Raw genomic sequence first — 3,160 nt, forward strand, 5'->3', positions numbered from 1 at the left:
TGGAGATAAAATTAGGGTGTATTTTTCAAAGGAAGATGTTTTAGTTTTGAGCGCGTAATTTTTATTTTTGTTTCACTTTGGAATTGTAAAGTAATTTGTTATTGAATTAAGAAAAATAAACAATTTTTTGAGAATGTGTATTAAGTTTTTTATACCCTCTTGACAAAAAATTTTTTTTCGTTAAAATAACTTTCAAGAAAGGAGGACGTGATGAAGAAAGAAAATTTGTTTGGTGAATTCGTCGCTGAGGTCTTTGGGACATTCATCCTAATTTTACTCGGCGATGGCGTTGTTGCGAACGTTGGACTTGCTCCTCGTCTTGCATCTACTGCTTACAACTGGAACACTATCACTTTCGGATGGGCAATGGCAGTTCTAATTGCTGTCTACACAGTTGCGGGAGTATCAGGTGCACATCTTAATCCAGCTGTTACTCTGGCTTTGGCTGTCAAAAGAGGTTTCCCTTGGAAGAAGGTTGTTCCTTATTGGATTGCACAAGTTCTTGGTGCTTTCCTAGGAGCCTTTGGTGTATTCTTGGTCTATCATGATGGTTTAGTGGCTGCAGGTATGCCTAATGTTTGGTGCACAGGCCCAGGCTCAGTATTTGGTCAAGCTTTCTGGGGTGGAGCAGCATCTGTATCTCCGCTTGGAAGCTATAGTCTTCTGAATGCGTTTGTTGCAGAAATCTTTGGAACAGCTGTGCTTCTTTGGGGAGTTCTTGCATCAGGCGATACAAAAAATAATGCTGTAGGAGCAAATCTTGGTGGTTTCATAGTGGCACTTGTAGTCCTTGGCATAGGTCTTACACTTGGTGGTCCAAGCGGATATGCGATTAATCCTGCCCGTGATTTTGGTCCACGCCTTTTTGGTGCGATCGCTGGGACAAAAGGTTTATTTGATGGGTCTTATTGGTTTGTAGTACCTATTTTAGGTCCACTTATTGGTGGAGTTTTAGGTGTTTTAACTTACGATTGGTTTGTAACCTCGTCACTTGCAAAGAAAGAAGGATAGATAAGTTAGAGGAAGGGGAGTGCTAGCTCCCCTTCCTATCTATTTGTTAAATTTTTTTAAGGAGGTCAAAATGAAGAAATTAATTAATAAGCCAGAAGATGTAGTAAATGAATCATTAGAAGGTCTTGCCTTAGCATTTCCTGAATTAATAAAAGTAAATTTCAATCCAAATTTCGTGTATAGAGCAGATGCCCCTGTTAAGAATAAAGTTGCTGTTATCTCAGGAGGCGGGAGTGGTCATGAGCCTATGCATGTTGGATTTGTTGGTAAAGGAATGCTTGATGCTGCATGTCCAGGGCAAGTGTTTACATCACCTACGCCTGACCAAATGTATGAAGCTGCAAAGAAGGTTAATAGCGGGAAAGGGATACTGTTTATTGTTAAGAACTATAGTGGAGATATAATGAATTTTGAAATGGCAGCCGATCTACTTAAAGGAGAAGGTGTTGAAGTTCAGAGCGTGATAATTGATGATGACGTTGCAGTTCAGAATAGTTTATACACTCAGGGTAGACGAGGAGTTGGAACAACAGTCCTTGCTGAAAAAATAGTTGGAGCGGCGGCTGAAAAAGGGTACCCATTGGACAAGTTAACTGAACTTGCAAAAAGAGTAAACGCTAATGGAAGAAGCATGGGAATGGCTTTAACGCCTTGCACTGTCCCAATGGCGGGTAAGCCAACTTTCGAACTCGCAGAAGACGAGATGGAGATAGGCATAGGGATTCATGGAGAGCCAGGAAGAGAGCGTATGAAGTTAAAACCAGCAGATGAGGTAACTGAGATACTTGCTGAAGCAGTAATTAATGATTTACCGTTCAAAGCAGGTGATGAAGTATTGGCTTTTGTAAACAGTATGGGCGGTACTCCCGACAGTGAACTGTTTATCGTATACAGAAAGCTACACAAAATCCTTGAATCTAAAGGGATAAAGATTGCAAGGAAATTAATTGGAAGGTATATAACATCTTTAGAGATGCAGGGAGTCTCGATTACACTTCTTAGGCTCGATGAAGAAATGAAGAGCCTCTGGGATGAACCAGTGCTAACACCTGGTTTACGTTGGGGTATTTAGAAATTAATGAAAATAAGTATCTTTGTAGAAAATTCTGAACTATTGCGAGGCGTTTAATTATGAAATTAACTAACAAAGATGTTTTGGAATATCTTAAGAAGGCAGCTAAACTTCTAAATGAGAATAGAGAATATCTTACGGAATTAGATTCTGCAATTGGTGATGCGGACCATGGTATAAATATGGATAGAGGTTTTCAGACTGTTTTAAAGAACCTGCCAACACTGGAGGGGAAAGATATAGGTGCTATATTAAAAGCTGTTGGTATGTACCTTGTATCAACAGTTGGTGGTGCAAGTGGTCCTCTTTATGGCACCGCTTTCATTCAGGCTGGAACTGCACTTGCAGGAAAGTTTGAAATTGACGAACAGGACATATTGAAAGCAATGCAAGCTGCTTTAGAAGTGATCATAATGAGAGGGAAAGCTGAAAGAGGAGATAAAACTATGATTGACACAATAGCTCCAGCAATTGAGTCTCTCAAGAAGTCCCTGTCAAATGGCACAGATTTTGTAGAAGCCCTTGAGGAAGCGACTAGGGCAGCAGAAGAAGGTATGAAGAGTACAATACCTATGCTTGCCAAAAAAGGTAGGGCAAGCTATCTTGGTGAGAGGAGTATCGGTCACCAAGATCCAGGCGCGACTTCTTCGTATCTACTTATAAAGCTTATGCTTGAATTAATCAAAGAGAAACAAATAAACAATTAAGGTAGAAATTTAAAAATTAATTTAAAGGAGGTTTAAAATGGCAACAAAAAAGTATGTTGCAGCAGTTGACCAAGGAACAACAAGTACAAGGTTTATGATTTTTAACCACAGTGGAGATGTGGTAAGTGTTCATCAGTTAGAGCATCAGCAGATCTATCCAAAACCAGGATGGGTTGAACATGACCCTATGGAGATTTGGGAAAGAACTCAAGATGTTATAAAAGGAGCGTTGGAGAAAGGTGGAATTTCGCCAGAGGAAATTGCAGCAATTGGAGTTACAAACCAGAGAGAAACAACTATTGTCTGGAACAAGCGTACAGGTAAGCCTTACTACAACGCAATAGTTTGGCAGGATACAAGAACAAAGGAG

Annotated in this window: 4 protein-coding genes; all 4 read left to right on the top strand. The window is 39.9% G+C overall.

Translation table 11 applies throughout. The features are described 5' to 3' along the window. The first annotated feature begins 210 nt into the window (after positions 1-210). The gene (locus JHC30_02490) at positions 211-1,011 is read left to right on the top strand and encodes an MIP family channel protein (protein MCI4463023.1); all 801 of its coding nucleotides are present in this window, start codon (positions 211-213) and stop codon (positions 1,009-1,011) included. A 70-nt stretch (positions 1,012-1,081) separates the two neighbouring features. Continuing rightward, positions 1,082-2,083: a dihydroxyacetone kinase subunit DhaK gene (gene dhaK / locus JHC30_02495; protein ID MCI4463024.1), complete on the top strand. Its 1,002-nt coding sequence runs from the start codon at positions 1,082-1,084 to the stop codon at positions 2,081-2,083. 59 nt (positions 2,084-2,142) lie between these two features. Then, the gene (dhaL, locus tag JHC30_02500; protein ID MCI4463025.1) at positions 2,143-2,790 is read left to right on the top strand and encodes a dihydroxyacetone kinase subunit L; all 648 of its coding nucleotides are present in this window, start codon (positions 2,143-2,145) and stop codon (positions 2,788-2,790) included. A 37-nt stretch (positions 2,791-2,827) separates the two neighbouring features. Further along, a partial coding sequence (locus tag JHC30_02505; GenBank protein ID MCI4463026.1) for a glycerol kinase occupies positions 2,828-3,160 on the top strand: 333 nt, incomplete at its 3' end.

Source organism: Caldisericum sp., from assembly GCA_022759145.1.
Lineage (GTDB): Bacteria > Caldisericota > Caldisericia > Caldisericales > Caldisericaceae > Caldisericum.